11 protein-coding genes are annotated in these 13,859 nt (G+C 58.0%); 7 read left to right on the forward strand and 4 right to left on the reverse strand.

All coding sequences use genetic code 11. From position 1 onward, the window contains the following. The 6 genes from der to BN1724_RS01750 all read left to right on the forward strand — a co-directional run bounded on the left by der (position 1) and on the right by BN1724_RS01750 (position 7,504). Positions 1 to 2,118 (forward strand): bifunctional cytidylate kinase/GTPase Der, encoded by a 2,118-nt coding sequence (der, locus tag BN1724_RS01725; RefSeq protein ID WP_058233971.1) that lies wholly within the window; start codon positions 1 to 3, stop codon positions 2,116 to 2,118. Between the two features lie 213 nt (positions 2,119 to 2,331). Next, positions 2,332 to 3,279, forward strand: coding sequence for a TM2 domain-containing protein (locus BN1724_RS12445; protein WP_084252663.1), 948 nt, complete (start codon positions 2,332 to 2,334; stop codon positions 3,277 to 3,279). 184 nt (positions 3,280 to 3,463) lie between these two features. Next, the gene (locus BN1724_RS01735; protein WP_058233973.1) at positions 3,464 to 3,931 is read left to right on the forward strand and encodes an NUDIX hydrolase; all 468 of its coding nucleotides are present in this window, start codon (positions 3,464 to 3,466) and stop codon (positions 3,929 to 3,931) included. A gap of 464 nt (positions 3,932 to 4,395) precedes the next feature. Beyond that, a complete protein-coding gene (locus BN1724_RS01740) occupies positions 4,396 to 5,649 on the forward strand; it encodes an extracellular solute-binding protein (protein WP_231928120.1) in 1,254 nt (417 codons plus the stop codon). Then, positions 5,646 to 6,602, forward strand: a complete 957-nt coding sequence (locus BN1724_RS01745; RefSeq protein ID WP_084252664.1) for a carbohydrate ABC transporter permease — start codon at positions 5,646 to 5,648, stop codon at positions 6,600 to 6,602. The genes BN1724_RS01740 and BN1724_RS01745 overlap by 4 nt, the downstream gene beginning before the upstream one ends. Before the next feature lie 119 nt (positions 6,603 to 6,721). After that, the gene (locus BN1724_RS01750) at positions 6,722 to 7,504 is read left to right on the forward strand and encodes a carbohydrate ABC transporter permease (protein WP_231928259.1); all 783 of its coding nucleotides are present in this window, start codon (positions 6,722 to 6,724) and stop codon (positions 7,502 to 7,504) included. 33 nt (positions 7,505 to 7,537) lie between these two features. On the opposite strand, the gene BN1724_RS01755 is transcribed toward BN1724_RS01750, so the two are convergent. The 4 genes from BN1724_RS01755 to BN1724_RS01770 form a co-directional block, all read right to left on the reverse strand. Then, positions 7,538 to 8,626: an NADP-dependent oxidoreductase gene (locus tag BN1724_RS01755; RefSeq protein ID WP_084252665.1), complete on the reverse strand. Its 1,089-nt coding sequence runs from the start codon at positions 8,624 to 8,626 to the stop codon at positions 7,538 to 7,540. 62 nt (positions 8,627 to 8,688) lie between these two features. Continuing rightward, entirely contained in the window at positions 8,689 to 9,111 is a 423-nt protein-coding gene (locus BN1724_RS01760; RefSeq protein ID WP_058233975.1) for an organic hydroperoxide resistance protein, read from the reverse strand. 134 nt (positions 9,112 to 9,245) lie between these two features. After that, positions 9,246 to 9,737, reverse strand: a complete 492-nt coding sequence (locus BN1724_RS01765; RefSeq protein WP_331709440.1) for a MarR family winged helix-turn-helix transcriptional regulator — start codon at positions 9,735 to 9,737, stop codon at positions 9,246 to 9,248. Positions 9,738 to 9,903: 166 nt separating this feature from the next. After that, positions 9,904 to 11,904, reverse strand: a complete 2,001-nt coding sequence (locus BN1724_RS01770) for an OPT family oligopeptide transporter (RefSeq protein WP_058233976.1) — start codon at positions 11,902 to 11,904, stop codon at positions 9,904 to 9,906. Between the two features lie 409 nt (positions 11,905 to 12,313). Between BN1724_RS01770 and BN1724_RS01775 the strand changes: the two genes are divergently transcribed. Continuing rightward, on the forward strand, positions 12,314 to 13,747 hold the full coding sequence (locus BN1724_RS01775) for a DASS family sodium-coupled anion symporter (protein WP_084252666.1): 1,434 nt from the start codon (positions 12,314 to 12,316) through the stop codon (positions 13,745 to 13,747). Positions 13,748 to 13,859 lie beyond the last annotated feature (112 nt).

Consider the following 13,859-nt stretch of genomic DNA (forward strand, 5'->3'; position numbering starts at 1 on the left):
ATGATTGCCCATCGCCCGCTCATCGTCGCGATTGACGGACCATCTGGTTCGGGCAAGTCCACCGTCTCGCGCCGGGTAGCTGACCATCTCGACGGAGGTTATCTCGATACCGGTGCAATGTATCGCGCTGCCACCTGGTCGTGTCTGCAGCTGGGGGTTGACCTTAACGACCAGGCTGCTGTGGCCGAAACAGTTGCGCGCCTAGACTTTTCGCTCAGCACCGACCCATCCGATCCCCGCCTCGTGGTGGATGGACAGGCGTTGGACAGTGAACTGCGTACGGAGGACATCACCCGGGTGGTTAGCACTGTCGCCACGAACATTGAGGTTCGGGCGATTATGCAGCGCATGCAGCGAGCCTTGATTGAGCGGACTGCTCGAAGTCGAGGGGCCTGTGTGGCCGAGGGGCGAGACATCACCACGGTGGTAGCTCCGGACGCCGATGTGCGGATTTTGTTGACCGCGAGTGACGAAGCGAGGATGGCACGCCGGGCACGCCAACTAAATTTGGACGGGGCCGATACCGATCCGTCGGTCACCGAACGCATGCAGGACCAGGTGCTGCGCAGAGACCGCGATGACGCCACCGTGTCCCAATTTCTTACCGCCGCAGACGGCGTGATGACCATTGATACTTCAGATCTCGATATTGATCAGGTCGTATCAGTTGTGCTCGATGAGGTTGAGGCTGCTCGGCGCGAGAATGCCCTACGCGAGGGGCTGGGGGACTATGACCTCGATGAGGATGATCTCGCACTGCTCGACAATTCGCAGTTCGATGACTTATCTGAGGACACACCCCGGACGTTGCCGGTGCTCGCCGTGGTGGGCCGCCCCAATGTTGGCAAATCAACGCTGGTGAACCGGATTCTTGGCCGGCGTGAAGCGGTGGTAGAAGACGTTCCCGGTGTGACCCGCGACCGAGTTTTCTACCCTGCTGAATGGTCAGGTCGCGACTTTTTACTGGTGGATACCGGGGGATGGGAAGGCAAAGTTCAGGGCATCGCCTATCGGATTGCTGAGCAGGCTGAAGCCGCTGTTGAGCTCGCCGACGCGGTGCTCTTTGTCGTCGATGCCAATGTCGGCATGACCACGACCGATGAACAACTGGTGAAGGTTCTGCGGCGCAGTGGACGCCCGGTCATCTTGGCAGCAAACAAAGTCGATGACGAGCGCGGCGAGATCGAAGCTGCGGCGCTGTGGAACCTTGGACTTGGCCAGCCGTATCCGGTCTCCGCGTTACATGGGCGAGGCTCAGGCGATCTGCTCGACGCCGTGCTGGATGCGTTGCCGCAAGAGGGTAGGGGATTGGCGCCCCAAAGTGGTCCCCGGCGAGTAGCGTTGGTGGGACGTCCGAACGTCGGTAAGTCGTCACTGCTGAATCAGCTTGCGGGCACTAACCGCGTGGTGGTTGATGATGTTGCGGGCACGACCCGGGATCCCGTGGACGAACTCATTGAATTGGGTGGGCGCACCTGGACTTTTGTGGATACCGCGGGCATTCGCCGGCGGGTGGCGCAGAGCCGCGGCGCAGATTTTTACGCCTCTCTGCGGACGCAGTCAGCGTTGGAAAAGGCTGAGGTAGCGATTGTTCTGCTCGAGGCTAGCGAGACGATTTCCACCCAAGACCTCAAGATCATCGATATGGTGCTTGAATCCGGGCGTGCGCTGGTGATTGCCTTCAATAAATGGGATTTGATCGATGAAGAGCGACGGCATCAATTAGAGCGCGAGATTGAAAAAGATCTGGCGCATGTGAGCTGGGCTCCTCGGGTGAATCTCTCGGCTCGCACCGGTCGCCACACAGAGAAGCTGGTTCCGGCTCTGGATCGGGCGTTGGCCTCGTGGGACACTCGGGTTCCGACTGCTCGGTTGAACGCATTTCTGGGAACGTTGGTTGCTGCTCATCCTCATCCGTTGCGCGGTGGCAAGCAGTCCCGGATCCTTTTTGCCACCCAGGCTCGCACCCGGCCGCCGAGGTTTGTCATTTTCGCTAGCGGGTTCCTCGAGCACGGTTACCGTCGCTTTATTGAGCGCCGTCTGCGCGAAGACTTCGAGTTCACGGGGACTCCGCTCGAGATTGGTGTGCGAGTTCGGGAAAAGCGTAAGCTTCGCTGATTCTGTATCAATGTTGGCCGCATCAATGTTGGCCGCATCAATGTTGGCCGCATCAATGTTGGCCCCTCTTGATGTGGGCTGAGTGCCATGGCTTTTGCGCTTTTACGTTGGCTGTGCCTTGAACCGGGTTCGACCCGAGGTGGGTGGACGGTTCTGCGGGTTGCGCTTCGCGGCTGACTGTAGGTGGCGAATGATAGTCCGTAGAATAGCTCTATGAGCAACCCGTATGAGTCTATGCGCCCGGATCGACCGTCTTCAGATGAGAATGCTCAGGGCTCTCCTTATGTTGACCCATCAGTTCAGGAATCCCCTGACCAGGTCGTTCAGCCGCCCGAACCGGCAGCTGAGGCAGCCTCCGACGCGCCAACTCAGGCAGTGCCCGGGCCGGTAACTGAGGCAACGCCCGAACGGGCAGTGCCGGGGGCTTCAGAGCAGCTACGTCCGGCAACGCCGGAGCACCCGGTGAGCTTTGACCCCTACAGTCAACCTGGCAGTGACCACTCCACTGCGGTAAGTGCCGTCCCTAACGGATCACCCACTCAGCCCAGTGACGCCGCTAACCAGCCAAGCGGTTCGACGGCTCTGCCCGGTCATACTTCTGCTCAGTACGGCACTCCTGCCGCTCAGCCTGCTCCCGGAACCACTCAGCCCGGTGGGGCGATGCTGGGCTCGGATTCAACGGGATGGACCGCACCTGCTCAGTCGTGGCCCCAAGGCGCACCGAATGGGTCCTACACGAACACCCACCAAGACCCGTATCAGGGATACCAGGGCCAGGCTTATCAGAGTCAGACATATCAGGGGCAGGGGTACCAAAGCCAGGCCTATCAAGGTCAAGGATATCCAGGACAGGGATATCAGGGGCAGCCCGGATATAACAACGGTGCTCCCGGACAACCTCCTGCCGGGGCATATCCTGCGCAGCAGGGACCGAGCCGCATCCTGTGCGGTCTGCTCGCAATTCTTATCGGCTCACTAGGCATCCACCGATTCATCATGGGGTACACCGGGCTCGGTGTTCTCATGCTGCTGCTATCGGTGCTGAGCTGTGGCATCCTCGCCCCGTTAGTGTGGATATGGGCTTTGATCGAGGGCATTTTGATCCTGACGAAGAGTGAGTCGTTCGTCAATGACGCGCACGGACGTCCGCTTACTGATTGATCCCGAAAGCCGCACCTCAATTCCACGAAGAGCTTATGTATCGCGGTCAATCGGCCTCGTTTATATACCGGCCAGGGTGATCGATAGCCATCGAGGGTGTTCTCATGTCGCCTCGCCACACATGGTTCCTGTGCGATAAACGCGATTGACCCCGGGCCGGATACTGATCACTACACTGATCCTTATGGCTACCCCTGACTTCGTGCTTTCCCTGCGAGAGAAAATCGGTCATGCGCCACTGTGGTTGTCTGGAGTGACGGCGATCGTCCTCAAAGACGACCAGGTTCTGTGCGTGCGTCGATCCGATAATCATCAATGGACGCCGGTCACTGGAATTATCGACCCCGGTGAAGAACCAGCCCGTGCGGCGGCACGGGAAGTTCTTGAAGAAACTGCCGTCGTCGCACGAGCAGAACGATTGCTATCTGTCCAAACCGTCGGGCCGGTAACATATGACAATGGTGACGTGACGGAATATCTGGATTTATGTTTTGGGATGCGTTACATCTCGGGTGATCCTCATCCCGCTGATGGCGAAAACATAGACGCCCAGTTCTTCCCGCTATCAGCCCTCCCGGAGATGAATGAGCGCTTCCGCTATGCCGTGAAGCAGGCTGTAGACGGCGGTCAGGACACTCAATTCATCGCTTAGCACCGAGTATGCACGTCTGCCATTGCTGTGGCATCAAAGATGGTATTTAACGGTTGAAACTCGTCTCGGCTGGGCGATGAATGGTCACGGCAAACTACTCGGCAAGAGCTTCGTGGCGTCATGGATGGTTGATCATCTATGTGGCATGGCGTGCATCTATGTAGCAGGGCATATCTTTAACCCGCTATCGGGTAGCCGCGAGATGGCGGCTATTGTGCGCCACTGCTGATTTAAGGCATCGTCGGCACCCTCGGTGGACCCACAAAGATGTATGCTGGTGAGCCACATCACTCGCCGTGGATGAAGGGGTCGATGACGCCGTGGTAAAACCTTCTGCTTATTCATCATCGCCGCGGTATCCAAGCCGCAGAACGATTATGCAATGCCTGCTTGGATCGGCTGTTGCGGCCCCCATACTTCCCCTGGTTGGGTGTGCAAGTCAGAGTGGTCCCACAACCTTGCGTGTGGCCTACCAGCAGTTTGGTTCGGGAACCCTTCTGGAGCAATGGGTTGACCGCGGAGCCCGAGGGTACGCCGCAAAGCATCCTGATCAAAGGGTTGAGCGTGTTCCCATCGTTGCTTCCGAAAACGACTATTTCACTAAAAATGAATTACTCATGTCCTCACCGAGGACCTCCCCGGACGTGGTCTTTGAAGACACGTTCATCTTGCTCTCTGACGTAGGAGCTGGCTATCTGCGGCCGCTCGACGAGTATGTCAATCAATGGGAGGACTGGGGGAAAGTCATCCCGGCGTCAAAGAAAGCCGTCACGGGGGAGGATGGCCATATTTACGGGGTTCCGGTCAGCACCGACACGCGTGCCATCTGGTATAACCGAGAACTCTTCCAACGTGCCGGTCTACCCGCGAATTTTGCGCCTAAAACGTGGCAGGAGATTCTGGACGCTGCGCGGACCCTGAAGCAGAAGCTCCCCGATGTCACCCCATTATTTCTTTTCTCCGGCAAACCTCAGGGTGAAAAAGCATCGATGCAGGGGTTTGAGATGCTCCTGTACGGGACCGGCTCGTCCCTCTACAACAAGGAAACACGCAAGTGGGTGTTAGGGTCACAGGGATTCGTCGATGCACTATCGTTCGTGAAAACCATCTTCCAGCAGGAGCTCACGCTACCGCTGGCACAAAACTTGGACCCGAATATTTCGGAAACGATTTACACCCGGCTGATCCCCGAGGGGAAACTTGCCATGATTGTTGACGGTTCCTGGATCAGCCAAAACTGGGACGCGAATGCACCTAAACCCTGGCCTGAGTGGGCGAAGACGATGGCGCTGGCGAAGATGCCAACCCAGCACGGACAGGGCAAAGGGTGGGTCACCCTTTCTGGTGGCTGGTGCTGGACGATACCCCATAATTCCCATTCTCCTGACCGCGCATTCGAGATGATCAAGGCGCTATGCACCACGGAAAGTCTCGTGAAGCGGTCGATCGAAGACAATAACATCACCGTTCGCAGCGATGTTGCCGCGGATAAGAAGTACCAGACATATTCGCCGAAGGTCGCGTTTTTCACCTCACTCGTACCGGGGGCTGATTATCGGCCGGCCCTACCGGTATATCCCGAGGTGTCGTCCGCAATTCAGCAAGCCATGGAGCAAGTCATGACTGGGACCATGACCCCGCAGCAAGCCACAGACGCCTATGACAAAACCGTGATCGAAATTGTCGGGGCGGACCACAGCAAAAGGTCGCAGCGATGAGCGGATCGGCTAGTGGATATAACGCATCGGTGGCCGAGGATCGGACCGAACGAGTGGTGAGGCATCGGCGGCGAACACTCGGCAATAGGCTGACTGCGTTGCGGGCAGTCCCCATGCTGCCCGCCGTGGTTCTTTTGCTCGTGTTTATGGCCGGGCCAATCATCTACAGCGTCTACTTGGCATTTACGGATAAAGCCATTCGTGGGGCGGGAGCCGCCCACACCAGCATGGTTGGGATCGATAATTTCACCAAAGCTCTCGTTGAGCCAGGGTTTTGGAACTCTGTCGTTTTAACCATTATCTTTACCGTGATTTCGGCGGTGATCGGTCAGAATGTGCTCGGCATGGTGCTGGCGCTGCTCATGCAAAAAGCCCATCGAGTTGTCACTGCGATCGTCACAGCTGTGGTGATCGCGGCCTGGATTCTTCCCGAGGTAGTCGCCGGATACCTGCTGTATACGTTCTTCGCTGGGGACGGCAGCTTGAACACGATCCTGTCGACACTGGGCTTGCCCACTCAGGATCTTCTTTACAGTGCGCCGATTATTGCGGTGAGTTTTGCCAATATTTGGCGCGGCACCGCGTTTTCGATGCTGGTGTACTCGGCGGCGCTCGGCAATATCCCGGATGACATGTACGAGTCCGCTGCTCTGGATGGGGCTGGGGCGGTGAGACGTTTTACCTCGCTCACGCTGCCCCTACTACGGCCAGCACTGGCAACCAACTTGATGCTGATTACGTTGCAGACACTTTCCGTGTTCGGGCTGATCTTCGTGATGACGGGCGGAGGGCCTGCGCATAAAAGCCAGACGCTTCCCCTCTACATGTATGAACAGGCATTTTCCTATGGCCAGCTTGGCTATGGCACCGCTGTTGCGTTGTTGTTACTACTGATCGGGGCAGTGGCCTCACTTATCTATTTGAAGCTGTTGCCCGAGGAGGATAAGGCATGACTGCCACGGTGAGCTCAGCGTCAACATCCCGCGCCGGATCCAAACATGCTGAATCCAATCATCACGCGTCTAAACGCCGCTCACGATCCCGCCGGACCAGGTCGCTGACCAGCGTGCTGATGGTGCTGATCGGCCTGACTTTCGTGATTCCGCTGGCATGGGTGATCCTGGCGTCGTTTGACACCGAAGCATCGCTCTCTGTGAAAATGCCGCATGACTGGAGCTTCGGAAATTACGCAGCAATTCTCAATGAAAAGACAACCTTCCGGCCCCTGTGGAATTCGTTGCTGCTATGCGGAGGAGCCACCGTGCTCACCATGGCCGCATCCATTCTTTGCGCGTACCCGCTGTCGCGTTATCGGTTCCGCGCAAAGCGACCGTTCTTGCTCACGATTATCTTCGCGACGGGACTGCCGATCACGGCCATCATGATCCCGGTGTATTCGATGTTTGTGCAGGTGAATCTGATTGATTCAATGTTCGGCGCCATTTTATTCTTGGCCGCATCGTCCTTGCCATACGCCATCTTCCTCACCAAGGGATTTATGGATTCGGTTCCGCTGGAGATCGAAGAAAATGCCTGGACAGAAGGTGCCGGGATTTATCGCACCCTATGGTCGATTGTGATTCCGCTGATGAAGTCGGGGCTCTCAGTAGCAACTATCTTCACGTTTGTGTCCATGTGGGGGAACTTTTTCGTCCCCTTCATGTTGCTACTGAGCCCCGACAAACTTCCAGCCGCAGTCACGCTCTACACCTTCTCGTCGCAGTACGGCCAGGTTGCTTATGGTCAGCTCGCCGCGTTTGCCATCGTGTATTCGCTACCGGTTGTTGCCCTGTACCTGATTCTCGGACGCAAGCTCGGAACCGGGTTCGTGGCAGCAGGCGGTCTCAAAGGGTGAAAGGCGCACGCTTCGACTGCGCGGCATCTCTGCTTAGAGCTTCACGACCATCTTTCCGGTGTTCGCACCATCGAGCAGGTCGATAAAGGCTTGCGGTGCATTTTCGATCCCTTCGCGAACGGTTTCGTTCCAGCGGATAGAGCCATCGGCGACGTGCGGCACAATCACCCGGTGGAACTCCTCACGCAGATCTGCATACTTCGAGACGATGAAACCGCGAAGCGTCAGCCGCTTACCGATCGCCTGAGCGAGGTTGCGAGGTGCCGCGGGAGGCTCAGTGGAGTTGTACTGTGAGATAGCGCCACACATGGCCACGCGACCGTCTAAACGCAGAGACGAGATCGCGGCTTCCAGGTGTTCGCCGCCCACGTTATCGAAGTAGACGTCGATTCCGTCCGGTGCAGCGTGGCGAAGCTGTTCAGCCACCGGAGCATCGTGATAGTTGAATGCCGCATCGAATCCGAGGTCACGAAGGTAGCTGACTTTCTCCGCGCTACCTGCGCTACCGACGACGCGGGAGGCCCCGAGAATCCGAGCGATCTGTCCAACCAAGGACCCCACGGCCCCGGCTGCTCCCGACACAAAAACTGCATCGCCTTGCGCGAACTCCGCAGCCGCGGTGAGCCCGGCGTATGCGGTGAGCCCCGGCATGCCGAGCACGCCTAGGTATGCCGATGCGGGAACCGATGAAATATCGACCGGCGTTGCCGATGCCGCATCGAGAACCGCATGCTCGCGCCATCCCAATCCGTGCAGCACAGTGCTTCCCACCTCGATCGCCTCAGAACGTGAGGCTATGACTGTGCCCACGGCCCCGCCATCTAGCGGGGCGTCCACGGCGAATGGCGGGACGTAACTCGGCACGTCATTCATTCGTCCGCGCATGTATGGATCTACCGACATCACCGTGTTACGAACCAGGATCTGTCCATCGCTGAGCTCCGGAACGGCAACGTCCACGAGCCGGAAGTTTTCTGGGACGGGTCGCCCCTGTGGGCGGGAGGCCAGGTGGATTTCTTTGGTGCTGGTGGGACGTTTCGTTCCCTGGACGGGCTGCGAGGTTGCAGACTGCTCAGCGTGATGGGTGCTCTGATCGGTCTGGGAGAGATCTTCGTGATTCATTGGGCTCCTTGAGGTGAGCGAAGGTGAACGTGTGTACGCCGGCGTCGCCGAGAGAGTGATGCTCAGTCGTCAGTGACGGTGATGGAGACATCGATGTTGTTCCGGGTGGCGTTGCTGTACGGGCATACCTGGTGTGCCCGGTCCACCAGCTGGCGGGCGGTCTCGTGGGGCAGCTCGGGGATGACGACTTCCAGCTGCACGGATAGCTCGAATCCTCCTTCGGACGTGGGGGAGATGCTGACCCGTGCGCCGACGCTTGATTCACCAAGGTCTGCTTTGGCGTGCTTGGCCACGAGCTGGAGAGCGGAGTGGAAACATGCCGCGTATCCGGCGGCAAACAGAAGCTCGGGGTTGGGTGCACCACCTGCGCCGCCCATCTCAGCGGGGATGGCGAGGTCGAGATCTAGCAGACCATCGGAGGTGCGCACGTGTCCGTTGCGGCCAGCTCCGGTGGCGAGTGCTTCGGCGGTGTATAGCGCGGTCATAGTGTGCTCCTGTATGTAGGTGGTGTTGCGGTTTCTTGGGGTGGCCCGGTATAGGGCCACTGTAAGTATTTTGGGTGTTTTAGATGCCTGGGGTTGTGGATAGTCGGTGTCGGTGTCGATACCGGTTAGATGGTCTATGTCCTCGCTGAGTGAGCCGAAGTTGAGCGCTCTTCGGTTGTCTCTGGCATTAGGGAATGCGTGATGCGTCGGGCCAGGGTGTGGAGCGTGCTTAATTCGTCGGCACTGAGGTCGAGTCGTTCGGCAAGGCAGGAACGAATATGCATGGCGGATGTTTTGAGCGCCCGACCGTCGTCGGTGAGATGAATGCTCACGCGTCGCGCATCGTGGGCTCCGCGTTGCCGGGTGATGACGCCGCGCTGCTCGAGTCGTCGCAGCAGGGGTGAGAGAGTTCCGCTATCGAGTCGAAGGTGATCAGAGAGAGCGCTGACCGTTTGCCCATCCTGTTCCCACAGCACCATCAGTACGAGGTATTGGGGGTAGGTGAGATCTAGCCGGTCGAGTTCGGCCCGGTAGGCGTTTTGAGTTGCCCGGGCGGCGGTGTACAGCGCAAAGCAGAGCTGGGTGTCGAGAACTCGATCAGTAGCCACCCCCAAAATATTGCACACAATTTAATTGTGCGCAACCAAACCTGGTGGGTTGGGGGGCAGAGGTGCAGATGTTCCGATGTGCAGGCGCCCGAGTTTATGGACGGCTGGTCATCGGGCGCCTTCAGCTAGTCGTGACGAGCCCGATGACCCCGACAGTTACCTCGTGGACCTTCAGACGGCAGTCTTACCGGCTGACGGAAGAGGTGTTGTTCTCGTCCTTGTCTCGCTGCTGGCTGAGACGCTGAGTCCAGCGATACAGACCGAGCACAATCGCGATAAAGACGATCACGCCGATCCAGTCAGCGGCCGTGGCAAAGCTGTCAGACACGATAGCCAGAGGCTCTTCCGACCCGGTCGCCGCGACAATGCCCGCAAACGCCACACCAAAGAGGCTTTCGCCGACGATCAGACCGGTGGCCAGCAAAACTCCGAACCGCTTTGCTCGCCCGGGGTTAGCGCTGCGCTTGGCCCACCGGTCGTACAGCAGACCGAGCATCGAGCCCACCGGAATCATGAGGGTGAGGGCGACGGGTAGATACATTCCCATTCCCACGGCGAGCGGCGGGAGGGCGAGACGCTTTGATTTCCTCTTCAGCAACTCGTCGACGATGATCACCCCGACACCGATCAAAGCGCCAAGCCCAATCAGGCCCCAGTCTAGAGAGCCACCGAACACACCTTTGGCTAGCGACGAAATCAGCGATGCCTGAGGAGAGGCGAGTGCATTAGGCCCGGCGCCAGGGGTTCCCACGAATCCGAAGCCGGTTGTCATGAGCTGGAGTACGGGCGGAATAATCAGCGATCCAAATCCTACCCCGATCAGCAGTGCAACCTGCTGCTTCCAGGGCGTGGCCCCCACCAGCTGACCCGTCTTGAGGTCTTGCAGATTGTCGTTTGAGATCGTGGCCACGCTAAAGACCACCGCAGCGGTGAAGAGGGTGTAGGCAACCAGTGCCGCCGTCTGATCGGGCCCGTTTGAGCCGTGAGTGACCTTGATGATCAACGCCGCAAGGATAACCACCAGGATGCCCACCCCGGAGATTGGGCTATTGGAGGCTCCAATCAGGCCTGCCATGTATCCGCACACTGAGGCGACAAAAAGACCGATCAACAAAACGAAGATGACGCTGACGGCAATCAGAGTTCCGGTGCTGCCCTCCAGCGCCGTGCCCTGCAGGAAGGACCACAGCAAGATACCCACCGGAATCATGGACAGCAGGACCACGAGGGCCACGATGGTGATTGGGATGTCGCGTTCGGTCCTTGGAATGTGGGCGCCGGTGCGTCGCACACGGTTGGACGCCAGTGACTCCTTAATTCCGCGAACGATGGGCGTAATAATCGTGACCAGCGCCCACAGGGCGGCAACAGCAATGGCGCCCGCGCCAATGAAGCGAACGTCTTGGGAAAAGAATGTGTTGACGGCGTCCGTCACGTCGCCATGTGCGGGTAGGTGTCCAGAAGAAATGGTTGGCAGCAAAATCCCGAAGGAAATGACTAGACCGACCAGCATCGCGATGCCGACGGTGATGCCCACCAGATGTCCAATCCCGATGAGGGCTAGTGACAGGCTGGATCCAATCAACGTGCCGCCAGATCCGACTCGGAGGGTTGCTGAGAGCGCGTTACTCGCGACCTTCAACGCAGACAGCACAGAAAATCCGACCGAGGCAATTGTGCCCGCGATAATGATGTGCAGACCGCGCTTGTTCTCCTCGGCTCCCTCTGTGCTGTCGCCGACTCGAAGCACCTCGGCGCCAGCGACGCCTTCAGGGTAGGGGAGGTCTGAACCGGTGACTAAAGCGCGTCGCAGTGGAATGGAGTACATGACGCCCAGCGCGCCACCGATGGCGCATAGCGCAGCAGTGGTCCAGTAGGGGAAGCCACTCCACCAGCCGACCATCACCAGGCCCGGTAACACGAAAATGATTGCCGACAGCGTTCCTGCCGCCGAAGCGATCGTCTGCACGATGTTGTTTTCCATCAGCGTGTGGCTGGCGAAGTAACGCAGAATCGCCATTGAGATCACTGCGGCAGGGATTGAGGTGGCGAAAGTCAGACCCACCTTCAATCCGAGGTAGACGTTCGCAGCTGTAAACACCAGTGTGATGATGCCGCCGATAATGATGCTTCGGATCGTCAACTCGCGCACCGCAGATGCCCCGGTCGCTTTTACTTCAGACAACGTCTGTCCCTTCTCGGTCCTTCAGATGAAGGTGCTCGCGCATCTACCGCCAGGTGTCACGGGCGCCCAGTATGGAGACATCCACCAACCCCGCCGTGCGCGTGAGCGCGCACAAGGTGTAGACAGATGTGCGCTAGGGCAGGTGGTGTCATCACACGTACGGGTCCAAGTAGATCACAGATGGCACTCAGATGGGGCTAACCTCAAGGAATGGATGCAGCATTGAGCGCTGATCGCCGAGACTTTCAACTCAGGCAAAAAAGCAGTTTCTCTCAGCTGTTTTGAAGTATCGGCTTTTACGCTACACGCATCGTTTTCGAGTGTAGAAAACGATGCGGACTGGGCGTTCTGCCACCGGTAAAGCAGACCGTGCTGCAGCTCGCCCGTTGGCTGAGGAGCAATGTGACCGATGTCTAAGAAATCGACATTCGCAGTTAACTGGGTGATGGTGATCAAGGTTGTGGTGATACTTGCCGTAACGATCGCTATATTCTTTATTCCGCCGCAGGGGGTTAATCCACGCGGAATGCATATGCTGGCCATTTTTATTGGAACGATCCTTGGTCTCATTTTGCAGCCGCTACCGACAGCGTCGGTGTCACTGATCGGGCTGGCAGCAGCGATGGTGACCGGCACCATGCACGTGAAAGGTGAAGCGCTATCCGGCTTCAGCAATTCATCAGTGTGGTTAATTGTGGCCGCATTCTTTATTGCGGAGGGATTCTTGGTCACCGGGTTGGGTCGACGAATCGCTCTGCTGTTCATTAGAGTGCTCGGTCGCTCCACGCTCGGGCTCGCCTACGGAATGGCCCTCACCGATCTTGTGCTTGCACCGGCAACCCCGTCGAATACGGCCCGCGCAGGCGGGGTGGTGTACCCAATCATCGCATCGCTCAGTCGTGAACAGGGCTCAACCCCCGAATCTGACGAGTCGCGGCGGCGAGTCGGCTCCTACCTTTCGATGACCGCGGTGCAAGTCAATGCAGTCACCGCGGCAATGTTCGTGACGGCTATGGCAGGGAACCCTATTGCCAAAGCCGCTGCGGCAAAAGCCGGAATTGATATTTCGTGGGGAACCTGGACTTTAGCCGCGCTCGTCCCCGGATTAGTGCTCATTGGTTTGGTTCCGTTGGTGATGCGATGGATCTATAAACCGACTCTTCTGAAAACTCCCGATGCGCCTCGAGTTGCTCGTGAGGAACTAGTAAAACTCGGTCGGATGAGCGGGGGAGAATGGGTGATGGCCGGAACTTTTGTGCTGCTACTCGTGCTATGGATTTTCTCGGCTCAGTTGCATATCGCGGCCACCGCATCGGCATTTCTCGGAATCGGTATTTTGCTGATAACCAGGGTTCTCAGCTGGAGGAATCTAGCTGCCAACGCCTCGGCCTGGAGCACACTTATATTTTTTGCGGTTCTCGTGGGCATGGCCAACCAACTCAATAAACTGGGCGTGATCGGATGGCTGGGACGCACCGTGGCAGCATCCATTCACGGTCTACCATGGATGCTTGCCTTCGCCATCTTGTGCATTGTGTACTTCTACGCGCACTACCTCTTCGCCTCGAATACCGCCCAGATCGTTGCGATGTACGCAGTTTTCCTCAGTGCCGCGGTGGCGGTAGGAACCCCGGCACTCTTCGCCGCGCTGATCTTTGGTTTCATCGGGAACCTCTTCGGCGGCCTCACCCACTACGCCTCCGGACCTGCTGGCGTGATTTACGGATCCGGGTTCGTAAAAACGACGGAGTGGTTCCGAGTCGGCTTCCTCATGAGCATCGTGTTTATCGCGGTGTGGGCCGTGGTCGGGGGCTTGTGGATGAAGCTCTTAGGGATGTGGTGAATCCGCAGACCGCATCAGTTGAGATGGACCCGAACAGCCGAGAAGGATCTGAATAGCTGAGAAGGACCAGAACAGTCGAGGAGGATCTGGACATTCGAGATGGACTGTAACA

Origin of the sequence: Devriesea agamarum (assembly GCF_900070355.1) — a bacterium.
Classification (GTDB): domain Bacteria; phylum Actinomycetota; class Actinomycetes; order Actinomycetales; family Dermabacteraceae; genus Devriesea; species Devriesea agamarum.